General features: G+C 50.2%; 2 protein-coding genes. Both read right to left on the bottom strand.

Annotated features, from left to right (window positions below; all coding sequences use genetic code 11):
* On the bottom strand, positions 1 to 16299 hold the full coding sequence (locus tag G4O42_RS08630; RefSeq protein WP_032874975.1) for a non-ribosomal peptide synthetase: 16299 nt from the start codon (positions 16297 to 16299) through the stop codon (positions 1 to 3).
* Positions 16289 to 26824, bottom strand: a complete 10536-nt coding sequence (locus G4O42_RS08625) for a type I polyketide synthase (RefSeq protein ID WP_032874973.1) — start codon at positions 26822 to 26824, stop codon at positions 16289 to 16291. Before G4O42_RS08625 ends, G4O42_RS08630 begins: the two co-directional genes overlap by 11 nt.
* Positions 26825 to 26828 lie beyond the last annotated feature (4 nt).

The raw sequence follows: 26828 nt of genomic DNA, 5'->3' as shown, positions 1-26828 counted from the left end.
TTAACTCAATTGTTGTACATGTCTTGTTACTTTAGGCTGATAGCTTCGCAGTTTTTGCATCGCCGAGCCGTGATGTTCAGGGTATACTTCTATCATTTCTTCCGGTTTTTCCTCCGGCTCTTCCGCCTGTTTCATCATGACGAACTGATTCAACGGGCCGCCGAGCAATCGTTCAAGCGCCGCCATTGCTTCCGGCGCTTCAATTGATCCGACTCCCGCCTGTTTCATCCGTTCTTGATAGTCGGCAGATGATACGATTCCGACACTGCCCCAGTAGCTCCAATTCATCACTGCCGCCGAATACGGCCGCGTTTTAGCCAAATGAGCGGCAAAGGCATCTTTGAAACTGCATCCGGCAGCATAATTGCTTTGTCCGGCCGCTCGTGCAAATGATTGAACAGATGAGAAGAACAAAGCAAAGTCCAGCGGCTCATTTCGGAACACGCGGGCCATATTTACGCTGACATTGACTTTTGCAGCGAGCACGCTTTTAAAACGGCTTTCCGGCATATTTGCCAGGCTCTGATCCTCTAAAACAATTGCGGAATGGATGATTCCGTTAATTTGCGGGTGCGTGCGTTTGATCGTTTCATACGCCCGTGTGAGCTCATTCGGATTTGCCGCGTCAGCTTCAATATAAATCGGCGCCGGGCCGAATTGGCTGATTCTGTCAATTTTTTCCTGGATAGCGCTGTTATGTTTTCGTCTGCCGATCCAAACGACTCGCGCCTGATATGTTTTCACGGCATATTCGCTCCATGCCTCGCCGATGCCCCCCGCGCCGCCGATGACGACATAAACGCCGCCTTTTTGGTAAGCGGGCCGGCTTGACACCGGCTGCTGTACAGGAATAAGGCGCTGTTTGTACCAGTGATTGTTCCGGTACGCCCATGTATTGCCTTGCTCATCAAACGGCGCTGAGAACAGCTCCGCCTTTGAAACATCTTCCGGACATCCGGCATCAATCAGCCTTGTTTGCCAGTTCGGATACTCTTTTGTGAGCGAGCCGACCAAACCGTGAATGCCTGCATGAGCCGGATCAATAATGTCCGCCGGCTGTACGGACTGTGTTTTTATTGTGACTGCAGTCAAGCTGATTCGCTTGCCTCCATATCCTAAAGCAAGCATTGCCTTGATCACTCTGTACATCTGGATGACGCCTGCATCTTGAGCTTTCACCATGTCATGAGCGCGGTGAAAAGGAGCGATCCATACGATATGCCCGAAAGACCCTGTTGCTTTCAGTTCAGCCGCAACAGCCTCTATTTCATCCTCCGGGTTGATATGAAGCCGTTTCGCAGAAGGATGATGCAATTGAAAAGCCGCGCTTTCCTCATCCCCCGCGATAAAGACAACCTCTTCCGTCTTATATGCCGGGCTTTGATCACGGAATTCCGCGAGATCCCACACCGGAGCCAGAAGGTTTGCTCCATTTAATGATGTTTCCGGCGCGGAGCCTTCCATCATTCTGGAAGAAATCCCTTTAATTCTGACACAGACCCGTCCTGTCTCATCGCATAAGTCAATGTCCATACGCTGTATTTTTTCATCCGTTCCCCGGGAGCTGACATACGCCCACATGCTTGTCGTGCACGGGCTGAAAATGTCCAGTTCTTCAAGGGCGAACGGCAGTGACAGCTGGTTATCATCTGCATGCAGCTTCAGTCCGATTGTCGCTTGCAAAGCTGAATCAAGCATACACGGGTGAAGAACGTATTGATCTGCCGTTTCTTCGAGGAAGGAAGGCAGCCGGAGCTCAGCTAATGCTTGATTGCTTCCGATATGAATCTGCTGAATTCCTTGTTGTCCTGGACCGTAGTCAATGCCGATTTTGCTGAATAAGCTGTAACACTGTTCAGAAGTCAGTATACTGAGGCCGCATTGAGCTTTCAGTGCGCCTATATCACGGTGCGGAGCCTCCCCGGCGCTGAGAATGCCGGCAGCCCCCTGACAGTGTATCTGCCTGCCGCTTGCTTCTGTTTGTGAGTCCGTGTAAATGTCATACACGATTTCACCGTTTTCCCTCGGGTTCAGGCTGATTTGTGCTTCAATCGGGCGGGTTCCCGCTTCGATCGGCCGAACCCAAACGATGTTTTTCAGACGAATGACAGACGGACGTTCCTTTTGCCCTTTGACTGCCTGAGCAACCGCCGCCCTAGCCATTTCCAAGTAGGCAACGCCTGGCATAACCGGCTTGCCTTTAATGAGATGATCGATGAAAATCGTCTCTTGTCCCGTAAATTCGGATCGGTACCGCTGCTCTGTTAAATCTGATACATTTTCGTGAAGCAGCGGGTGCAGTACCCGCGACGTCGGCACAGCTTGCGGTTTCTCTGCTTTCGGCCGGTTGTCCGTGATCCAGTACCGCTCTTTCGCAAACGGGTAAGCAGGAAGACTCATCCGTTGGGGCTTGATATCAGAATATAAGCCGTCCCACTTGATATCCGCGCCCTGCACCCATAATTCCGCAAGCTTGTCATTCTCTCGGCGGCTTATCAGCTCTTCGATATCCGCTTCGCCGTTTGCGCCTGCCAGAATGGATTTCAGGGAGGTTTTACCCGCTTTTCCTTTATAAATGCCCGCTATATCATAACGTCCTTTCGCACAGCTCTTTAGCTTGTCCCGAAGTTCTTCGGCCGAGGAAGCGATAATGGCCGCTCTTTCTTCCATCGCATCACGTCCCTGCTGAAGCGTGTAAGCAACATCGGCAAGATCCGCATCCGTAAAAGAAGCTTGCGCCAGCTGCTGCGCCTGTTCCTGCAGACGCTCTTCTTCTTTGGCCGACAGCACAAAGATTTGAGGGTGTGTGAAAACAGCTGTTTTTCTTTCTACCTTCGGGATATATTCTTCAATGACGACATGGGCGTTTACGCCGCCGATGCCGAAAGAACTGATTCCCGCACGGCGCGGCAGATGATTGCCGTTTTCGTCTTTCAATGCCGTCCATTCTCTTTTTTCCTGTACGATGTAAAACGGACTGTCTTTCAGCTTGATATACGGGTTGATGACCTCGCTGTGGAGGCTTTTTGCAAGTGTTTTATGCTTCATCTGCATCAGCACTTTGATCACACCCGCGACACCGGCTGCCAGTGACAGGTGGCCGATATTGGTTTTGGCCGAACCCAGACCGCAGTGACTCGCGTAAACGGCGGAATCGCCTGTTTTTTCGTACAGCTTTTGAAAGGCGGATTTCAGGCCGTTGATTTCGACCGGATCGCCAAGCTCCGTTCCGGTTCCGTGCGCTTCTATATAAGTGACGGTTCTCGGATCAATGCCTGCTTTGTCATAAGCCGTTCTGACGACTTCCGCCTGGGCTTTCGGGTTCGGTGTCGTCAAGGAGTTCGCGCGTCCGCCGTGGTTGACCGCGCTGCCTTTAATGACGCCGTAAATATGATCGCCCGCTTTTTCCGCTTCTGACAGCTTTTTCAAAAACAGAATTCCGGCACCTTCACTGACGGCAAATCCGTCCGCCCTGTCGGAGAATGTTTTACATTTCCCTTCTTTGCTCAGCGCACCCGCTTTGTCATAAGCGATGTGGCCTTGCGGTGTGACGACGGTATTCACGCCGCCGGCGATCGCCATATCGCAGTTCCCGTTTTCAATGGCGCATACGGCGTGATGAATCGCGACCAGCGAGCTGGAACAAGCCGTGTCGATCGGTTCACTCGGCCCGTGCAGATTGAGCATATAGCTGACACGGTTCGGCCCCGCTGACGGACTCATATTTGCGGCTGACGCACCGCCGATATCAAGGTCGGAAAACAGTGAGCCGTATCCGGTATTCCCCGTGCCGATATACAGGCCTGTTTTCGTGCCGGAAAGGCTTTTAGCGGAATATCCCGCATCTTCTATCGCTTTCCACGCATACATCATTAACAAGCGCTGCTGGGGATCCATCTGTTCGGCTTCCAGCGGTGAAATTCCGAAGAACAGCGGATCAAAATCCGCAACTCCGTCAATAAACCCGCCCCACTTTACATTTGTTTTATTGGCTTCATTAAGCGGGTCACCGTAATACTCCCGCCAGTCCCAGCGATCCGCCGGCACCTCTGTTATACAGTCTTTTCCTTCTTCTAAGTTGCGCCAATACTCATCAATATTTGCGGCCTTCGGAAACACCCCGCTCATGCCGACAATGGCGATCGGTTCCGGTTTATGTTCAGCCGCAGTCTGAACAGGCTGTACGGCAGTTTTTGCAAATCGTTTGTTCCCTGCCAGTCTGATGCCGCCATCATCAGTCACACCGCTTTGTTTTTCTTCTTTCGGCTGTGTGCTGCCGGTAAATTGTGTTTGATAGTCTTCTGCTAAATGATGCGCCAAGGCTTGAATCGTCGCATATTCAAAAAATACGGTCGGTGTCAGATCAAGCTGATAAGTGTCATTCAGCTTGTTGGCGAATTCCGTCAGCGTAATGGAATCAAATCCGTATTGATTGAACTCCAATTCGATATCGATTTCTTCAATGTTTATTTTCAGAAGCCCGGAAACCTCTTTTGCCAGCAATTCCTGAAGTTTTGCCGTCAGGTCTTTCGGCGCAGGCGTTTCCTCCGTTTTCTTAACCGGTGCAAAAGCGGCTGCAGGAGTCTTTTGAAGCAGCTTTTCCCGCATTACGGCGCCGTTTCCTTCCATGACGAGCACGCTTGTTTTCCCCGTGCTCCATGCTTTGTAAAGAGCTTCTATTCCGGTTTCAGTGCGCATCGGCGTTACGCCGGTTCTTTTTTCGGTGAGCTTCGCCATTTCTTCATTGACTTGCATTCCGCCGTCTTTCCAAAGCGGCCAATTGATTGACAATGTGTGACCGTGGCGGTACATTGCGGTAACCAGTGCGTTTCGGTATGCCGCATAGCTGTCCATAAATGCGTTTGCCGCCGCATAATCCGCCTGTCCCGCATTCCCGGTGACGCCGGAAATGGATGAGAAAACGATGAAAAAGTCCAGCGCTAAATGCTCGGTTGCTTCATCAAGGTTGACAAATCCGTCCGTTTTAGGAGCCAATACACTGTAAAACTCTTCGGTTGTTTTCTTTGCAATATACTGATCTTTCATCACACCCGCGCTATGAATGATGCCGTGAAGGCCGCCATATTCCGTCTCAATTGTTTTGACCAGGTCTGCCGCAGTTTGAGCGTTTGTTACGTCAGCCTGCTTGTATTCCGCTTTTGCTCCGAGTGATTCAAGCGATTGCAGCTGCATCCGCTGATTCTCGCTTAAAGCGGAACGGCCTGTCAAAACCAGTGTCGGCTCTTTGACTTTCCGGGCGATTTCTTTCGCGAAAATAAAGCCTAAGCCCCCGGCTCCTCCGGTAATGAGATAAATGCCTCCGTCGTTCCACGGAATGCGTATTTTGCCGCCGGACACGGCCGTTTCTTTGACATCTGCGCTGTATCGGATGCCGTTTTCATATTTGATATGGCTGTCATCAGCCCGTGTTTTATTTTCTCTGATGATGTCTGTGATTCTGCCGTTTTCCGCCGGTTCTATTTCAATCAGCTGGGTTTTCAGTTTTTTATGTTCCAGGCCGGCTGTTTTTAACAGAGCTGAAATGCCTGAGAGCAGCTGATGCTTATCTGTTTTAGAGAGAACCGTCTGGATAAGGACGTCTTCCGTCTCTTCCTTCAGCAGTTTTTGCAGCGTCTCCAATATCCGTCCTGTATAATCACGGAAGCGCGCCGCCGCTTTCCCGTGCCGGGAGGTCATTTCAATACATTCAGCTCCCGCGGCTTCAACGGCTTGTTTTGATCCGGCGTCTGTGTCACAAAGTATTACGATATGCCGGGCAAAAACCGGTTCCGTTTGAGCAGCAGTTTCATCGCTTCGGGTCCATACCGGCTCAAGCATGAGCGTTCCCGGAGCTTTTTCTTTTTTCTCAGGTTCTTTTTCAGCCGTTCTGAATGACAAACCTTTCAGCCTTACGCAAACCTTGCCGTTTTCATCACAAATATCAAGATCACGTTTTTCAATCTGGCCGGCTTTGTGGTCTTCAGAAAGTCTGGCGTAAACCCACATCTCGGCAGCGCAGGCGCTGAATACTTCAAGCTCCTGAACCGCAAACGGAAGCATCAGTTTTTCATCATTTGTTCCGGTTAATATGCTTGATGCCTGCAATGCAGAGTCCATTAAGCCCGGATGCATGACATACTCCTGTACCGTGTCCGCACTAGCCGCATCAAGTGACAGTCTGCCCAATACGAAATCATCACCTGTATAAATCGCTTTGACACCCCGGAAAGCCGGGCCGTAATCAAAACCGATTTTGCGGTACATATCGTATACTTCATCTGCAGAAAACGGTGTCTCGGCGGATTGTGATCTCAGCTTTTGGAGATCAATGACCGGAGCCTCGGCGTCAGGGCGGACTGATACTGCCCCTTGGCTGTAAACGGACGGCTGATCTGTTTCAAGGCCGCTGTAAATGTCGAATTGAACGTCATTTGCCGTTTCAGGAATGAGACGGATGTTGACATGAACCGGCTCGTCTTCAATGGTGATCGGCCGCACCCAAACCGTATTCTTAAGCTTGACGCTTCCTTGTCCGGCCGGAACTTCAGATGCCTGTTCCATTGCTGCGCGCGCCATTTCAAGATGTGCCACTCCCGGTAAAATCGGCACGCCTTTTACAACATGGTCCGCAAGGTAAAATTCTTCTCCTGTATAGATTGAGCTGAACCGCTGTTCTGCAAGGTTTGAAGTATTTCTGTGCAGAAGCGGATGAAGCGCGTCTTGTTTTCCGGCAGACACAGTGCTTGTTTTTTCGTGTTTTCCGGTGCTTTTTGCCGCCCAATAGCGGTCTTTTGCAAAAGGATACGACGGCAGGCTCATGCGTTTAGGCGGCCGGTCTCCATACAGCTTCGCCCAATCGACGTTCAGCCCTTTGACCCATAATTCAAGCAGCTTCGCGTATTTGCCGCGTGCCATCCATTTTTCAACGGCTTCTTGAATTTCTTCATCTTCCGTCAGCATTTGCAGGGTGCCTTTGTCTATTCTTCCTCTGTACAAATCCGCGTGCTTATCTCCAGTGATAAACTGTGACAGTTTTTCCTGCAGTTCTTCTGCGGATCCGGCAATAACCGCCAGGCGTTCTTCCATGGCGTCCCTTCCGATTTGGAGGGTATACGCCATAGAAACGAGGCTGCATTGATCGTACCGCTTTTCTGTAAGCGCACGTTTCAGCTGTTTTGCCTGCTCTTTCAGGCGTTTTTCATTTTTGGCGGACAGAACGAAAAGACATGGGTCGATATGAGAATCATCTGCTTCCTCTCTGTCTTCTGGGATGTATTCTTCGATGACGACGTGGGCATTTACGCCTCCGATGCCGAATGAGCTGATCCCCGCGCGGCGCGGCTGTTCGTTTCCGCGTTCGTCCGTCTGCGTCTTCCATTCCATCGTCTCCCGCACCAGATAAAACGGGCTGTTTTCAAGCTGAATGTACGGATTTACCGTCTCACAGTGGAGACTTTTTACTAATGTCCGATGCTTCATCTGCAGCAAAATTTTAATAATGCCCGCTGCTCCCGCGGCAAGGGATAAATGGCCGATATTCGTTTTGACCGAGCCTAAGCCGCAATAGCCGGCCGCTTTCTCTTTTCCGTCTGCAAACGAGCTGAACGCTTGTTTCAGGCCGTTAATTTCAACCGGATCTCCCAGTTCTGTTCCGGTGCCGTGGGCTTCGATATAAGAGACTGTTTTCGGATCAATGCCCGCTTTTTTGTATGCGGCTTTAATGACTTCCGCCTGTTGTTTCGGGTTAGGCGTTGTTAAAGATGCCGCGCGGCCGCCGTGATTCACCGCGCTTCCTTTAATGACGCCGTAAATATGGTCCCCATCCGCCTCAGCGGCTTTCAGCTTTTTGAGGAAAAAGAGCCCTGCTCCTTCACCATGGGCAAAACCGTCAGCCTGATCAGAGAACGTTTTGCATCTTCCTTCTTTACTCAGCGCGCCCGCTTTGTCAAAACTGATATACACATCCGGAAGAACAATCGTATTGATTCCTCCCGCCAAAGCCATGTCGCACGTCCCTTCTTCAATTGAAGAAACGGCATGGTGTATGGCAACGAGCGAGCTTGAGCAGGCGGTATCAATCGGCTCGCTCGGCCCGTGCAGATTGAGCGTATAGCTGACACGGTTCGGTCCGACAGACGGACTTGTATTCGCCGCGGATGACCCTTCAATCTCCGCATCGGCATTGGCTAAAAGAGAACCGTAGCCGGTATTTCCGGTCCCGATAAACACACCTGTTTTTGTGCCTGAGAGACTCTTTGACGCATATCCGGCATCTTCGATCGCTTTCCACGCGTGCGTCAGCAAGAGGCGCTGCTGAGGGTCCATTTGCTCCGCTTCCCGGGGTGAAATTCCGAAAAATAACGGATCAAATTCAGCAATTCCGTCAATAAACCCGCCTTGGTTGACGTTTGTTTTATTGGCTTCTTTTGCGGGATCCCCGTAATAGTCCCGCCAGTCCCAGCGGTCTTTCGGAATCTCGGTCATGCAGTCTTTGCCTTCTTTCAGGTTCTGCCAGAAAGATTCAATGTCTTCTGCCATCGGGAAAATCCCGCTGATGCCTACGATTGCGATCGGTTCCGGCCCTTGGTCCCGCTGCACTGTCTGCGGAAGTGTCTCAGGCAGAGTGCGGCGTCGCTTAACGGCCGGGCGCGTGATTTGAGTCTCTTTTACCGGTCTTGCCGATTGAACCGTTTTTGTATTTACCGCAAACCGTCCGGCAAATTCCTCTTCGTATTCACTGATTAAATGAACGGCAAATTCATGGATTGTCGGATGATCAAAGAAAATCGTCGGCGTTAACGTAAGCCGGTACGTTTTGTTTAACTGGTTCGTAAACTCAGTCATCGAGATAGAATCCAGCCCGTATTTTGTCATTTCTTCATGAGGATCAATTTTGTCAATGTTTACTTTTAACAGTGAGGCCGTCTGCTGTTTTAACAAATGCTTCACTTTTTCAAGCAGGCTGTCAGTATCAATGTCATGAACTACAGTGGTCTCTGCTTCCGGACGATCATTCTCTTTGCGGAACAGTTTTGCTTTCATGTGTTTCACATCTCCTTCAAGAACCGTCATCCGGGCTGTCCCGCTCATCAAGCCTTGATATAAAGCCTTGATGCCGGCATCTGTGCCGAGCGGTGCGATTCCCGCCTCCTGCATCAGCATATCTTCCGTCTGCTTTCCTGCCTGCATTCCGCCTTCTTTCCATAACGGCCAGCTGACAGAAAGCGTCTTTCCGTATCTTTGTCCTGCGGCTTGTAAAGAACGGCGGTACTCGGCATACATCTCCATAAAGACATTTGCAGACGCATAATCAGCCTGGCCGACGCTTCCAAGCACACCTGATAAGGATGAAAAGACAATAAAGACATCTAATTTCTCATGTTGTGACGCTTCATCAAGATACACAAGACCCTTCACTTTCGGAGCGAGAACGTGTTGGTATTCCTCTGCCGTCTTCTTCACCATGTAGTTGTCTTTTATAATGCCGGCACTGTGAACAATCCCGTCCAGCTTGCCGTGCCGTTTGCGTATATTGCGGATCAATCGGTATACTTCTGCTTCATCCGTGACATCGGTCTGCTCGTAGAAAACAGAAGCGCCGGCAGCACGTACTGTTTCCAGCATGTCTTTCTGCTTTTCTCTGAGAGCGGACCGGCCGGTTAGTAAGATGACGGCGTCTTTTGTACGGTTTGCGATCTCTTTTGCAAAGATCAGACCTAAACCTCCGGCACCTCCTGTAATGAGATAAACGCCTTCGTCTTTCCACGGAATGTCCGGCTCCGCTTGAGAAATATCCATCTCTTCCCAATCAGCGGCAAAGCGCTTGCCGTTTTCATATTTCACATGGACGCTTCCGGCATGCATACGGTTTTCGGACGCTTTTTCCGCTATGCCTTCAGCACTTTCTTTCTCTTCGGCTTCGATCATTTGACAGATCAGCTTGGATTGTTCAAGGCATGCGGTTTTGAAGAGGCCGGTAATGCCTGAGAACACCTGCTGTAAGCCTGCTGACCGCGTAACAGCTTGAAATAGAACGCGGCCCTTCGGCTTGCTTTTCATTATGGTTTTGATATGGTCAAACAGCTGGCCCGCATAAGAATGATACCGCTCTGCAATAGATGCGGGACGATCGTCCAAGATAATGACGCTTGCATGTTCAAGCTTTGCTTCGACAGCTTGTTTTACGGCTTCATCGTACTCACAAAGGAAAATGATATGCTCTTCATACGTTGGCTCGTGGTCCGCCGGTTCCGGCTGCTCTTTCCAGATCGGTTCAGCGAGCAATGTGTCCGTACGGCTGACGGAAACGCCGGCACCCGCGTTTTCTTCCATGATCCGCGTTGAGAAACCTCTCATCCGCACACAAAGCCCGCCGTTATTGTCATATAGATCAATATCGGCTTTTTGGATAGGATCGCCGGCTTTATTGTTCGCACTGAATGTGACGTGCACCCACATATCATCAGCGCACGGATTCAGAACGTCCAGCTCCTCTAAAGCAAACGGCAATGCGGCTTTGAATGGTTCCCCACTTTCTGCAAGCAGCGCTCTCGTCACGTTTTGCAAATATTCGGCGGCCTGAAGCGCACCGTCCATCATACTCGGATGAAGGATATAATCAGCTTTTGTATGAGAGACGGATTCAGGAAGCTTCAATTTAGCAAGCAGCCGGTCTTCGCCTTTGTATACAAGCTGCACCCCTTTGTATCCGGGCCCGTAATCAGCACCGATCATTCCTTTGTAAAACGCTTGAGATTCGATTGTTCCCTGTGTGCACCGGCGCTTCAGCTGCTCAATATCCGCCGCTTCCTCCGGTTCCTTCCGAATGATTTCAGCGATGCCCTGATTATAAAGAGGAGCTTCTTCACCGATAGAATCGTTACCCCCGTACATTCTGTATTGAATCTGTCCGTCCTCTTCTTCATAAAGTCCGATATGGACACGGACAGCCTCCTGATCGGCTATCACCGGGCGGACCCATACAATATTCTTTAAGCGCAGGCCCAGAGAATCCTCTGTTGCCCCGCCGATGCTTTTCTCCGCCGCGGCCCGTGCCATCTCAAGGGTAACGGCAGCCGGCACGATCGCCATTCCTTTAATGATATGCTCGGCAATAAAATACTCTTTTCCCGTGAATTCCGAACTGAACCGCTGCTCCTGCAAGACGGATGTATTCTGATGTACCAGCGGATGCAAAAGTTTGGTATCCGTTTGCTTCACCGTTTCTTCCGGCCAGAAGCACTCCTCTGCGAACGGGTAGGTCGGCGCACTGATTCTTTGCGGCGGGGAATCCTGATACAATAAGCCCCAATCGACACGCGCTCCTTCAACCCAGAGTGCCGCCAGTGCTTTCAGCTTTTCATCCCGTGTCTGACATGCCGCAAGCTCTTCCATCTCCTGAGCTGACACTTCTCTGCTTCTCACTTTTTCGCCCCGTAAGATGTTTTGGTCATTGCCATTGATGAAATCCTGCAGCTGACGCTTCAAATCGTGACGATCATGACTGATAAAAACGGCTCTCTCTTCCATCGCTTCACGTCCGGTCTGATACGTAAATGCCAGATCATGCAAGGAAACATCGTTTTCGGCTTCATCCAGAAAGCCGGATAAACAGGATGCATAGGCAGTAAGACGCTGCTTATTTCTCGCTGACAGCGGAACGATATAAGGCGGCTGTCCGTCCTTTGATCCGCTGATCGTTTTGTTTTCATACTGTTCAAAAATGGCGTGTGCGTTTGTTCCTCCGAGTCCGAATGAGCTTAACGCTGCGCGGTGCGGCGTCTCTCTCTCCGGAAGCGGTTTTCTCTTATCCGCCACATAAAACGGCGAACCGCTGAATTTGATATTCGGATTCGGTGACGTGTAATTAATGGTAGGCGCCAGCTCCCGATGATATAAACTCATGGCGACTTTGATGCACCCGGCCAGACCTGCTGCTGTATCCAAATGTCCGATATTCGTTTTTACGGAGCCGATCCCGCAATACTGCTCCCGGTCCGTGTAACGTTTATACACTTGCTGAAGCGCGGACATTTCAATCGGATCACCCAATGTCGTTCCAGTGCCGTGCGCTTCGATATAGGAAATCGTCTCCGGGTGAATATTCGTGCTGTCTAAAACATGCTGGATGACGTCAGTCTGACCTTTTACACTCGGTGCGTAAAAACCGACTTTATCTGCTCCATCATTGTTCAGACCGATGCCTCTGAGCATGGCGTATATGTGATCTCCGTCCTGAACGGCTTGTGACGCCTTTTTCAGCAGAATGACGGCCGCTCCTTCTCCGCCCGCCATACCGTCGGCTGAAGCGTCAAATGCCTTGACATGCCCGTCGCTTGAAAAATTCAATCCGTTTTGGTGCACATAGCCGATGCCGGTCGCTGCATGCAGAGTTGCTCCGCCGACGAGCGCGTATTCCGATTCTCCGCTCGCTATGCTTTTGTAGGCTGAATAAAGACCGACTAATGATGATGAGCAATTGGAATGAACGAAATAGCTTGGCCCTTTTAATCCGAGCTTATGGGAAACCATCGTCGGAATCGTGCCGCTCTGCGCTAACACCCATGACACATAGCCGTCGGGAGATTCATGGCCTTCTGTCGTTTTTTCCGGCAAAAGCGACCGATACGAATTATTGCTTGCCGACATATATACGCTTGTCTTCGGAATCTCTTTCGATACATATCCCGCGTCCTCGACGGCTTTCCAAGAATGAAGCAGCAGAAGCCGAAGCTGAGGATCCATAAATTCTGCGTCTTTCGGAGAAATGTGAAAGAACTCAGGGTCAAAGAGATCTTTTCCTTCTATCGTCGATAATGCCGGCACATAGTCGGGATTTTCGATCAAATCTTCAGGCACGCCGGCTTCCCGAAGTTCTTCTTCCGAGTAGAACCGGACGCTTTCCTTTCCTTCTCTTAACTGCTTCCAAAACTCATGATGATTTTTCGCGCCGGGGAACTGGCAGGAGATCCCCACTATCGCCACACTGTCATCAAAGTAAGACGGCACCCCGTTTTGCGGTGTTTGTTCTCTTTCTCTCTCATCTTGGCCGGGCGCCTCTGATTCAGCCGCCTGTTTTGTTTCAACAATAAATCGGCTGATCGCCTGAATGGTAGAGTGTTCGAATAAATCCGTGACGGTAAAATCGCATTCCAGCTCCTGTTTAATGCGTTCTGCTGCCGCAACAGCCAGAAGCGAGTCGCCTCCCACATCGAAAAAGCCGTCTTCGATTTTGATGCCCGCCGTATTCAGCAGGTCTTCCCATATTGCGGTCACTTTCGCTTCCGCTTCTGATAACGGCAGTCTGCCCGTCTTTTCAGACCGGTGAACGATTACCTTGCGCTGTTTTAGGTCTTTGCGGTTCACTTTTCCGCTCGGTGTTAACGGCAGCGCATCCAGACGGATAAAATGGGCAGGCGCCATATAATCCGGCAGGCCTGATAAAAGATGGTTGCGGAGCGCTTTTTCATCTGCCGTATGACCGGCGCGGGCCGTATAATAAGCAATCAGCTTTTTATGTCCGTTCTTTTCCTGAACCACAACCGCCTGGTCAAGGATATCCGGATGTTCGCTCAATTTCGTTTCAATTGCTCCCAATTCGATGCGGAAGCCGCGAATTTTCACCTGACTGTCAATCCGGCCGGCATATTCTATATTTCCGTCAGGCAGCCATCTGGCCAAATCACCTGTCTTATAAAGTTTTTCTCCTTCACTAAACGGATTATCAATAAATGATGCCGCCGTCAGCTCAGGCTGATTGTAATAGCCTCTGGCCAGACCGGCGCCGGCCACGCAAAGCTCCCCGGCCACACCGTCAGGGACGGGGCTGAGCTTTTCATCGACGATATAAAGCCGCGTATTGTGAATCGGTTTCCCGATCGGCGTATTCCTGCTTGTGATTTCCTTTTGGCCGCAGCTGTAGTAAGCGGCATAAATGGATGTTTCCGTCGGGCCGTATATGTTTTCAATTCTGGCATGTTTGAAGATGGAAACTGACTTTTTGACTAAATCTTTCGGAAACGCCTCACCGGCCACCATCACATACTTCACAGGGCCGTCTTCTGTAAATGCCGTATGCCGCTTTACCGTTTCCAGAAATACATTAAACACGGCGGGCGCAAAATTCAGATGCGTGACCTGGTGGGTTTGAATATATTCCATGCAAAGCTGCGGATTTTTTTCTGCGCCAGGCGGCAAAATGACTAGCCGTCCGTTTCCGATAAACCAGCCGAATAATTCAGAAATCGAAACGTCAAATACGTAATTCGTTTTTAACAGATAGGCATCCTCTTGAGCGACCGGATACTCAGCTTCCAAAAACTGCAGCGTATTCATGATGGCCCTGTGCTCAACCATGACGCCTTTCGGTTTTCCCGTGCTTCCGGACGTATATAGAATATAAGCGAGATGATGCGGTTTTGAACGCGGCGTCAGTTTTGCCCCGCTGACAGAACGTCCGCTGTTTTCAATTTCCACCGTGCTCACACCGCCGATGGCCAACTGTTCAATCATGCCGCGCGTCTTTTCCTGCGTTAATACGATTGACACGCCGCTGTCAGTCAACACGTGGGCCATCCGTTCATTTGGAAAAGCCGGGTCCAGCGGCACATACGCGCCTCCCGCTTTTAAAATGGCGAGGATGCCGATGACCATCTCAAAAGAACGCTCCGTACAAATGCCGACCGGGCATTCCGGTGTGACGCCCTTTTCTTGCAGGTACACAGCGAGCGCCGTGCTTCGTTCATCTAATTCGCGATATGTAAGGCTGTTTTCACCGAATGTGACGGCTTCTCTGTCAGGGTGGCGTCCGGCTTTTTCCGCAAACACTTCATGAATGCAGCGCTCATTCGGCTGATGGGATGAACGGCTTTCATCCCGTTTTTGATTGAGCAGGCCGGAACAGGCTTCAAAAGCGATCTCCGGATCAGAAAGCACCTTTTCCGCCAGTTTCATATAATGCTCCGCCAGCCGTTCGATGAAAGAAGGACTGTAGACATCCGGGTTGTACAGAAATTGCAGGACGGTTCCCGTTTCTTTTTTATAGACTTCAAGCGCAAGCTCAAATTCGCCTTCCTGATGAATGTCTTCTATCATTTCAATGCCGAGTGATTGATATAGTTCCGCCAGCTTTTCCGCTCCTTCCGTCCGGAAGAAGTTTTGATAGAAAAACGCGGTTTGAAAAACAGGCGACACCGCAGGCGAGCGTTCCGTCTTCAATTCTTTTACAAGCGCGGGAAACGGATATGCGGCATGGTCCAGCCCTTCTGCCAGTGTCAGCTGCAGCTCCTTCAAAAACGACGTAAAAGATTTGGCGCCCGTCTCCCTGCTTCTGACCGCGATCATATTAATAAAGTAGCCGATGACAGACTCAAATTGAGCCTCAGAACGCCCCATCGTCGGCATGCCGACGATGACATCTTCCTGATTCGTATATTGATAGAGCAGTCCTTTGAAAATAGCGAGATACACAACGGATTCATTGACGTTATTTTTTTGGGCGCACACTTTAATCTGCCGGTTCAGTTCATCAGGAAGCAAGCGTTGATACGCCTGCCCCCTGCACGTTTGAACCGATGATCTCGGGTAATCCGACGGAAGCTCAAGCACCGGCAGCGGTCCTTCCAGCTGCTTTTTCCAATAAGAGAGATGTGTTTTTCCCGCTTCGCTTTCCAGCAGCTCTTTTTCCCATTTCACAAAGTCATGATAATCTGCGGCCTGCTGAAGCATGACAGGTTCTTTGCCTTCACTTGCTTTTACATAAGCGTCCAGCAGCGCCGACATAAACGTCATAAGAGAGACGCCGTCAAAAATGATATGGTGAATGGTGATTAACACAATCGGCTCCCGCTTCGCCCGCCGGAATACTTGAACACGCAGGAGCGGCCCGGTTTCAAGCGAGAACGGTTCTTTTGCTTTTTCTTTAATAAACGTAAGCGCATCACGCCCGCTTAATTCAGAAAGATCCATTTCTTCAATCGGAAAATGCCGATCCGTATCTTCTATCTGATACGGAAGGCCGTTTTCCTCTTTTATCACACTGGTCAAAATAGGGTGCTGGCGCTGCACGGACAAAAGAGCGTTTTTGAATGTCTCGATATCCAGCTTTTGAAAACGAAAGCATAACGGAATGTTATATGCGCTCATCTCCGGAAACATTTTCTGAAGCATCCACAAACCTTTCTGGCCTTCTGAAAGCGGACGTTTTGCAGTTGTCCGCTTAGAAGCCTGAAGTTTTTGTTCTACTTCAGCGATGGTGAGCGTTCCTGATCTGTAGGCATCGAGAAGTTCTTTATGATTCATAGGTCTTACTCCCTTCTATGATGTCTTGCACTCTTTTAAAATCTAATGTCCCCTCAGAGACCTGTTTCATCATGGCGATGATCTCCTGATCCGTATACTCCTTGCTTTCCGGAGCGGCGGCTTCTGTTTCGGTTTCTTCCGTTCGGTAAAACGTTTCGATCGTTTCTTTATGTTCTGTCAGGTAATAGCTCATGACGTCTCCGAGCGTGGCATAGCTGTAAAATAGTGCCGGAGTGACTTCAATGCCGTAATGACTCGTCAAAAGAGCGGCAAATTTGGCTAAATAGATGGAATCAAATCCGAATTCCGCCCAGTTTTTATGCAGGACGAGTTTATCTTTGGATATTTTCAGCAGACTGTGTATCTGCTCTTTCAAATCCGCTTCGAGCCGTTTTTCCGTGCTTTCTTCCGGGATGCGGCGGCTCACGGTTTCCAAAAGCGCATCCGGTTTTGATGAATCGTCCCGCTGTATGCCTAAAAATCGTTCAGCACGGCTTCTTTCGCCGGCAATGACAAGGCACTGGGTGTTGTCTTGAGAAATGATGCGCTCAAAAAGCTCAATGCCTTCATCTGTTTCTAACAGGCGCTGGCCGCTTGATTTCAGGTACATGCCCGTCGTCTCTTCACCGCCGACGGCCATTCCGCCGTTTTTCCAGACCGGCCAGTTTATGACAAAAGCGTTTCCGCTTTCTGATTGTTCGTTTTTATAGTGGGCATACGCCATTTGGAACCTGTTCGCGACCGCGTAATCACAGCAGCCGAAATCCCCTAAAACAGCCGATGTGGATGAAAAGTAGCAGATGAAATCCGGCGTTTCGTTTTTCAGCCACTCGTCAAGAAGCAGGCTTCCGTTTATTTTCGGTTCAAGCGTACTGCGGAAATTCCCGATTTCATTCTCAAAGACGGATGTTCTGCTTTCGATGCCCGCCGCATGAATGACGCCGTGAATGGCTCCGAATCGTTCTTTCGCGCGCTTGATGCAGTCGCCCATTCCGATCGGATCACAAACATCGGCTTCGGCGTAAAGAACACCCGCGCCGAGATTTTCCAGGTCTTTCATTTTTTCTTTCTTTTCTTCATTGATCGGCGACCGCCCCGTGAGAATGACATTTGCCTGGTAGTTCCGGGCGAGATGGCGGGCAAATAAGTAGCCGAGCCCTCCTAATCCGCCTGTAATGAGATATGTTCCGCCGGTTCTGATTCTGCTGTTTTCTTTCGTAAGTCCGGTTGGTTCGGTGTGATAGACGTATCGTTTTCCCTCTTCCAAGAAAACGGTTTGGTCTGTTTCAGCTTTCAGCTCGTCCCAAATGGTTCTCATCCAGTCCGTTATGGCCGCACCGGCTTTTCTGAAGTGGCCGGTAACACTTGTTTTCGGGAGAACAATGCCGAGCGAACGCTCAAAGCCGATCCATGATTCCAAGTAGCACCTTTCCAGACCGGATGCATATCCCCCCGCCAATAACAGCCTTTCCGGCTGCAGACCGGTCTCAGCCATTGCTTTGAGAATATGGACGATACATGAATAATCTTCGATGCAGCTTTTATCTTCAAGCGCCCATAAATACAAAATGGCAGAAGCTTCACCGTACTCTTTTTGAATATCCGCAAAAGCGTTCACATATGATTGCGGATCTTCCCGCACCACTTGGCAGCGGCCGGCGGACAGAGCCTCATATCGGTCTCCCTGAGCGATAAAAATAACGTCAATGTCATTGTCATACGATTTGATCACAGAGACGGCTTCCTGCTGCTTCTTCTGATCAGATAAGAAAGAAATCACCGTTTTGATTTTCTTTTCTCCGGCAGCCGGCAGAACCTGTTCTTTAAGAACTTCTCTAAAAGCCATTACTTCAAATTGTTCCGCCGGATCACTTTCATCAGACGGCGCGTTAACGGGCGCGGCCTTGCTTTGTACAGGCTGCTGATGCCAGAAGCGTTCTTTCGCAAACGGATAAGCAGGCAGGCTGATGCGGGCCGGAGGACGGTCTCCGTATAATTTCGCCCAATCGATGTCCAATCCTTTTACCCAAAGCTCAAGCAGCTTAGAATATTTCCGTTTGCTGATCCAAGCGTCTATGATTGTTTCCATATCATCATCCGCCGAAAATACGGCAAGCATCCGTTTGTTTTCTTCCGTGCCGTCACGGTGCAGTCCGGCGCTGTTTTGTCCGGCGATAAATCCATTCAGTTTTTCCTCAAGTTCATGAAGTGAATGGACGATAAAACCGAGACGCTCTTCCATCGGCACCCGGCCCGTCTGGAGAGTAAAGGCTATGCTCATTAGATCGCTGCCGCTGTATCTTTTTTCACGGATGGCGTCTCTGAGCTGTATTGCTTTTTCAGTGAGCCGTTCGCTGTTTTTCGCGGACAGGACGATGATGGCGGGCTGATCTGCCGGCGTCTCATCAGGCTCTTTATCTGCCGTATATTCTTCTATGACGAGGTGGGCGTTTGCTCCTCCCGCGCCGAAGCTGCTTAACCCCGCCCTTCTCGGAAGCTCTCTGCCGCCGATGACGGGACGTTTCCACTCACCGAGCTCCTGCTGAACGGCAAACGGCGTATACGCGAAATCAATATTCGGATTCAGCTGTTCCGCGTGCAGGGACGGCGCAATTTGGCGGTCTTTGAGCTGGAATAGTATTTTTGTCAGACCCGCAATGCCCGCGGCGCTTTCACAATGACCGATATTTGATTTTGCGGAGCCGATGGCGCAAAACTGTTTGTCTGTTGTATCCTCTTCAAATGCTTTCGTTAATCCGGCGATTTCAATCGGGTCTCCTAATGCGGTGCCCGTACCGTGGGCTTCAATATAACTGACGGTGCGCGCCGGGACGTTTGCCCTTTGGAAAGCTTCTTTTATTAAGGCGGCCTGCGCATTCGGATTCGGAACGGTGTATCCGTTCGTTTTGCCTCCGCTGTTAATGGTGCTTCCTTTAATTACACCGTAAATGTGATCGTTATCGGCAATCGCTCGGTCTAACGGCTTTAATACGACCGCGCCTACCCCTTCTCCGTCTACAAAACCATCCGCGCGGTCTCCGAACGATTTGCACGTGTCGCCTGCGGAAAGCATGTTCATGACTGACAGATTCATATAATGGATCGGGTCGGTCACTATGTTTACGCCACCGGCAATCGCGCATTCGCTTGAACCGCTGTATATGCTCTCAAGCGCCAGATGAATGGCCGTCAAAGAAGAGGAGCAGGCTGTATCAACAGCAATGCTCGGCCCTTGGAAATCAAAAAGGTAAGATACCCTGTTGGCAATGGACCAATAGCCGTAGCCTGTCGGGTAGTTTTTGTTCATCGCGCCGGCAAAAACACCGATTTTTCTGCTTTGGCACAGGTTGTCAGGCGTATAGCCGGCATCCTCGATACTCGCATACGCCGTTTCTAAAAATAATCGCTCCTGCGGGTCCATTCGCTCTGCTTCCAAAGGAGAAATCTGAAAGAACAGCGGATCAAACTTGTCCATATCCTCAATGAAGCCGCCCCATTTCGTATAAATAGAGCCTTCTTTACCTTTCTCTTCATCGTAGTAATCCTGCCAGTTCCAGCGTTCCCGCGGGATTTCTTCTATGCAGTTTTTTCCTTTTTTAATATTTGCCCAAAGCTCAGCCGCTGTTTTTGCCTGCGGGTAGCGTCCTGAAACACCGATGATGGCCACGTCGCGAACCGAACTTTGCCGGACGGTCTCTTTGGCTGCCCGTTTTTCCCTCCGCCGCCAGTCAGTGCGAAGCGGCTTAGCCGGCTGTACAGCCTGCGGTTCTGGTGATGCCTTCCGTTCTTCCTGAACAGGCGTTTGTCCCGTCAGTTTGATCATCGCGTCTTTTTTCGTTTTGATTAAGTGAGCGACGAGCGCCTCAATCGTCTGATATTCAAAAAATAAAGTGCTGCTGACTTGGTCCAATACATTTCGTAACGCGTTTGTCAGCTGTACGACGACGATAGAATCAATTCCGTATTTTTCAAGCGGCGCTTTCGGATCAATTTGAGCCGGCGGAATTTTTAATGTTTCTCCGATTAACGTTTTCAAGTACTCGGTGCTTTTTTCTGTTAAAGACGTGTCGCCTTTTTGCACCGTTGTTTGCGCCTGAAGTTCCGGCGCATGTACTGCTTTTGGCGGAGCGGTCCGTTTTCCGGCCTTTGCTTGAAGCGTTTTTTGGCGAACAATGCCGTTGCTTTTTGCCGCTATAATCTGATGGCTTAATTCATGTGCCGCTTCTGCCGGGAAGAAGACAGAATGCCAGCCTTCACTTTCTAACACGCGCTTCCAGCTTTCCGGATACAAGCCCGGGCACCCCGGAATACGAAGGGCGGAATCTTCATGCAGCCACCAGCCTTCAAGCAGTCCGAAAGTAATATGCGGGAACAGGCTGTTTCCCGCCATTTCATTTAAGAGCAGCAAACCGTTGTCTTTTAAAACGGCTTTTGCGTTTCTCAGCGTCTGGCGGATGTCTTTCGTCGCGTGGAGCACATTGGCCGCAACGACGATGTCGTATGCGCCCGGCTCTATGTCCTGGCCGGCAAGCGGCGCTTCTGCGTTAAAAAGCTTATACGTCAGATAAGGGTTCCGTTTGCCGTATTCCGTCTCCGCATGCACGAGAAAAGCTTTCGATACATCGGTGTAACAGTATTCTTTTATATGGTTTTGATACGGCCTGAGCTTTTCAAATATGCCTGCGCTTGTGCCGCCTGTGCCCGCCCCGATTTCCAGTATGCGGATCTCGGCTTTTGAATGTTTGCTGATGTTTTCTTTCACATATGCCGTTAATGTATCTGACAGGGCGCTGTTAAAGTAATCCGCGACTTGATTGTGCTTATAAATTCCTTCAACAAGTTCCATAGAAGAGTGCGGGAACATGATGTCTGTCGCCGGCACGTCTTCGCGCAGAATGTCCGGCAGTGCTTTAAGCATCGTCTCGGCTAAAACAGTCATCGCTTTCGTATCGGCGTTATTGAGCCATTCCGCCTTTTCCCGCTCCCATTTTTGCCATAGCGCGGCGGTTGTGTTTTCGGCGCGTGCCGACAGTGTAAATGAATCCGCATTCCCTTCCAGATAGCCATGTTCCAGAAGGAAGGCGATCGTTTGCTTGAGCCATTTTTTAAAGTATTCATGCTCGGGCTCATACACTTTTAGGCTTTGCGGCGTCAGCAAGTCCGCTTCTTTAAGCTGGGCGATCAAAAGCTGATACAGAAAATCATCGAGCTCCTGATGTTCAGCCTCTCTTACAAGACGTGCGCCGGGCGGAGCGACCTTCGGCTGTTGTGAAAAGACAATCGGCTGAGGCGGATAAACAGAAATCTTTTCTCTTTCACTCATCCCTTCGACTGCGACCGGTTTGGTCGTATGAATGAAGGCTGCTTGATTAACCGGCAGCGTCATAAGGGTTTCAAGCGCCTCCATTGCAGCGTCCGGTTCGATCAATCCCAATCCGATCTGATCCATCAGCTGAATAAAATCGCCGTCTTCAGCCGCTTCGCTGTTACCCCAATAGCCCCAATTCATCACTTTGACCGGACAATTCCATGTCTGATCAAGTTCTTTCGCAAATGCGTCACTGAAAGCGCATCCCGCGGCATAATGGCTTTGTTTCACGTTATGAATAAATGCCACAAGCGAGGAGAAGAAGAGCGCAAAGTCAAGCGGCTCCCGTCCAAATACCTCCGCCATGGACACACTTACATCGGCTTTTGCCCGCAGCACCGATTTGAACTCTTCTGTCTTCATATTATTTAAGCTTTGCTCAGACAGATCCATTGCCGAGTGGATGATTCCGTTCATTTTTGTGTGGCGCTCTTTTATGAACTGATAAGCCCGCTCTAAGGAAGACCTGTCAGCGGCATCGGCGGAAACATATTCAGGGGCCGGGCCGAATGCGCTGAGCCGGTCGAGTTTCGCTTGTATGGAATCATTCAGTGTGCTTCTTCCGATCCAAATGATGCGTGCTTTGTAGCGGCGGATCATGTATTCACTCCATGCCTCGCCAAGATATCCGGCGCCTCCGATCACGGCATAAACCCCGCCTGTTTGGTACAGCGTGCCGTTTTTCGGCATATTGTCAAGCGGTATCAGCTGCCGCTCTAACAGCTGCTGATTGCGGTACGCCCAAATTTGACCGTTTTTCCCGGCAGAAAGACTGAGCGCCTCTTCGATCGGCCAGCTGCCGTCCGTTTCTGTGTCAATCATGCGGATATGCCAATGCGGATATTCTTTCGCCATTGTTCCGGCAAGTCCGCTGACTGCGGCTTGTGACGGGTCGGCGCTGCCTTGATCCGAAAACGGCTGGGCATTTGCTGTGACGATGCACCAGTCCAAACGTTTTTCTCCGTACCCTAAGGCAAGTAATGCTTTCATCAGCTTGAACACATGAAGAACGTTCCTATCCTGTTCCTTGAGGCTGTCAGCACTCTCAGCCTGCGGAGCAAGCCAAATGATTTGCTCCAGTTCTTTTTGTCCTTCAAGCATGTGCGTAAGAGATGTGATATCATCCGTACCTCTGATCGGATAATAGGAAGCGTTCGGCAGATGTTCTTTTATGTGCGTATGTCTCGAATCCGTTCCGCCGAATACTGCCGTCTGCTTATCCACCGCTGCTTCCCCGGCTTTTTCAAGCGCAACAGGCTCCCAAGCCGGAATCAGCATCGTATGGCCGACAGGCGCCTCCGTGGTTTCTCCGCCCGCTGTTTGGCTTGTGTCAAGCGCCCGGACGGACGCGCCTTTCATCCTGACATAAACCGTACCGGCATCATCGCACATATCAATGTCAAATTTTCTTACGTTGTCATCTGCTTTGCTGCCTTCTGTGTACCGGATATATGACCAGATATGTTCAGGGCACGGGCCGAACGCTTCCACTTCCTGCATCGCAAACGGCAAAGAAAGCTCGTGGCTGTCTGCATCGTCATGTATCGAACGGACAAGCAGACCGACGGATGCGTGAAAAGCGGCGTCCATCATACTCGGGTGAAGCGTATACTGTTCTTTTTTGTCATGTACGGCTGCTGGGAGTGAAATACGGGCCAATAATCGGTCTTCTCCGAGCAGCAATTGCTGTACGCCCCTGTATGCCTCTCCGTAATCCAGACCGATCTTCTTAAAAGCACCGTAACATTCTTCCGCAGTCACGATTCCTAAATTGCAGGAAGTTTTGACAGACTCGATATCAATCTGGGCGCTTCCCGGTTCGGTAATGACCGCTTCACCCTGGCTGTGAATGACCGGATCTTCGCCGTTTTCTGCTTCACTGTATATTTCATAGGTAATCTCACCATTATCTTCCGGATAAAGGGCAATATGTATTTCCTTCGGTTTGTCTTCAATCATGACCGGCCGGACCCAAACAACCTGTCTGAGTGTGACGCTGTGGTCTTTTTCCGTCACGGCAGCGGCCTTTTTGACCGCCTCTGCGGCCATTTCCAAATAGGCGACGCCCGGCAGTATTTTTTGTCCGTTGACGACATGGTCAGATAGGAAAAATTCATCTCCCGTAAAAAGAGACGTGAAGCGCTGCTGCGAAAAATCTGACGTATTTTCTTGTAAAAGCGGGTGCAGCACTGTGCCTGAAAGGCTTTTCTCCTGTTTTTTCTGCTGCGGAATCCAATAGCGTTCTTTTGCAAATGGATAAGTCGGAACGCTTGTTTTACGCGGTTTATCCGAACCGTACAGCTTATTCCAATCTACTGTTTTCCCTTCTGCCCATAACGCCGCAAGCCGTTTCGGATCGTCCGTCTCAGGAGCGGCTTCGCTCAGTTCCGGCAGCTCAGCTTGTCCGCGCCAAAAACCGGAGATGTTTTCGTTTCCTTTTACAAAATCATTCAGCTTTTCTATCAAGTCGCGGGTGTCATTTACAAGGAAGACAGCTCTCTCCTCCATTGCTTCACGTCCTGTCTGAAGTGTATAAGCCAGTTCAGACAGCACCGTCTTTTCTGAAAGCGACCGGGCTAATTTTTCCGCATAGGCGAGAAGCCTGTCTTTATTTCTTGCTGACAGCGGGATGAGTTTTGCTGCATCGTTCTCAGGTACAGGCGCTTTTTGTTCAGGCTGAATGTATTCTTCTAAAATGATATGGGCGTTCGAACCTGATGCACCGAAGGAACTGAGTCCGGCCCGGCGCGGATAATGTGTGACTTTACCGTTTTCTTCAGCTGCCGGCTGCTTCCACGGAGCAGTCTGCTGCTGTACGTAAAAAGGAGATCCCTCAAATTTCAGGTAAGGATTTAATTCCGCAGAATGCAGTGATTTGACAAGCGTTTTGTGATGAAGCTGCAGCGCTGCTTTTGTTAACCCGCTGATCCCCGCCGCTGATTCTGCGTGGCCGATATTTGATTTGACCGAACCGATGGAACAAAATTGCTTATCCTGCGTCCCTTGGCTGAACGCTTTTGACAGACCTTCAATTTCAATCGGGTCTCCTAACGAAGTACCCGTGCCATGGGCTTCCACATAACTGACGGTCCGCGGGCTGATACCTGCTTTTTTCAGACAGGCCTTAATGACTTCTGCCTGTGCAGCAGGACTCGGGACGGTAATTCCGCTTACTTTCCCGACGTGGTTAACGGCGCTTCCTTTAATGACCGCGTAAATGCGGTCGCCGTCTTGTTCGGCTTTTTCCAGCGGCTTGAGCAAGACCGCACCGACTCCTTCTCCGGAAACGTAGCCGTCCCCGCCCTCGCCGAATGTGCGGCAGCGGCCGTCACTTGAGTGCATGCCCACGCTTCCGTAGCTGAGATATTTCGCCGGGTGCAGCGACAAGTTCACCCCTCCCGCAAGCGCGGCTTCACATTCGCCGCGGCGGATGCTTTCAATGGCCAGATGAACGGCGGTCAATGATGAGGAACAAACGGTATCCACCGCGATGCTCGGCCCGTGGAAGTCACAATAATAGGACACTCTGTTGGCGATCTGCGCATAATTCAGTGAAACCGGAAAAGGATCAGTTTCAGATAATTGTTCTGCGCCGATTAAGGAATAATCTTTATGCATCACCCCTGCAAATACGCCGATCGGATGCTGTTTCTCACCTTTATTTCCCAGCGTTTCAGGCGTATACCCCGCATCTTCAATCGTTTCCCAGCATGTTTCTAAAAACAGGCGCTCCTGCGGGTCCATCGTTTCCGCCTCACGCGGTGAGATTCTGAAAAACTGCGGATCGAAGCAGTCGGCATCGTCAATGAAACCGCCCCATTTTGATACTGTTTTTCCTGACGGGGACGTTACGTTGTGATATGTTTTCCAATCCCAGCGGGACTTCGGAACTTCAGTGATGCAATCCGCGCCTGCCTTCAGGTTATCCCAAAACTCCGCCACACTTTTCGCTTTCGGATAGCGGCCGGCCATTCCGATAATCGCGATGTCTCCGGTGTTTTTATGATATTCTGGCGCGTCCGGCGCTTCAGCTTCAGGCCGTGTCGGTTCGGCTGTACGTTCCTCACATTCAAATGAAACGGTCTTTTTCAGATAGGCTGCGAGTTCTTTTATATTTGTATATTCAAAGAGAAGAGTGGGCGCGAGGTCCGCACCCGTCTTTTTACTGATATCTTGTACAATCTCAAGCAAAGAAGATGAATCCAGCCCAAGCTCGTAGTAGCCGGCTAGAACGTCCAGCGTCTCCCAGGGCTGACCAAGCTTATCAGCCAAAAGCTTCTTTAAAAACAGAATGATGTCTTTTTCATCTGCGCTTTCCGGCTCAGCTGCAGCCTGTTGATTCTGTTCGGCTGTATTCTCGTCTTCTTCGAGCCGAACCGCTTTTCCCGTAATGTTTTTAAGCTCCGCCACCTTTTGTCCGGATCGGCTGAAGTACTCGATTGTCATCGTTGTGAGTTCTTTTTCCTGACGGACGCCGGAAGCGGCGATACGCGCCGTGCACTCTGATTGCAGCCTGTCGGCGGCCGTGAACGATTCATAATATAAAGGCAGATGAAGCCGGTTTGTATCAGAAAGCAAACCGCTCGCCCCGATTCCGCTCGCATCCAAAAGGGCCGGATGGAATAAAAAGAAATCCTTTCCTTCTTCACAAGAAAGCTCAGCCAGCATGCCGCCTTCTGTTTCGTACAATCGTCCGTTCGATTTCATCATGCCGGAATGAACCAAGTCATGATCCAGGCAGCGGTTATACATGTCATCAAGATTCAGAGATCTGACTGACTGCTTCACATCGCTGAAATCAATGGTTTCGTCAAATGTCACAGCATCTCTTTTCACCATTTCAGCCGTCGCATATTGTATATCGTCTGACAGCTCGTCACCCTGCTGTTTCTGCCCCGAAAGGGAGATGAGCCACTTTCCATCTCCGCTATCAGAACATTGAATGGTCAGAATGATTGCAGCCGTTTCACTGACGGTTAAAGGCTGATAAATCGTAACGTGCTTCAATTCGAGCTCATTGTATACATAACCGTGTTCCTGAAAAACCTGATAAATCAAATCGATATAAGCAAGACCGGGCAATACCGCTTCACCAAAGACCCTATGGCCCTTCATGATGGGATGGTCCAGTGAGATATTGATTTTTTCGGATATCATTCCT

The sequence above is a fragment of the Bacillus sp. LUNF1 genome, assembly GCF_011008975.1.
In the GTDB taxonomy this organism is placed as follows: Bacteria; Bacillota; Bacilli; order Bacillales; family Bacillaceae; genus Bacillus; species Bacillus velezensis.
Note: the sequence above shows the minus strand (reverse complement) of the source record. Positions and strands in the feature narration are given on the sequence as shown.

Bases quoted from the DNA above. Each gene is read 5' to 3' on its own strand.
- G4O42_RS08630 (WP_032874975.1), bottom strand. From the start codon at position 16,299: ATGAATCATAAAGAACTTCTCGATGCCTACAGATCAGGAACGCTCACC.
- G4O42_RS08625 (WP_032874973.1), bottom strand. From the start codon at position 26,824: ATGATATCCGAAAAAATCAATATCTCACTGGACCATCCCATCATGAAG.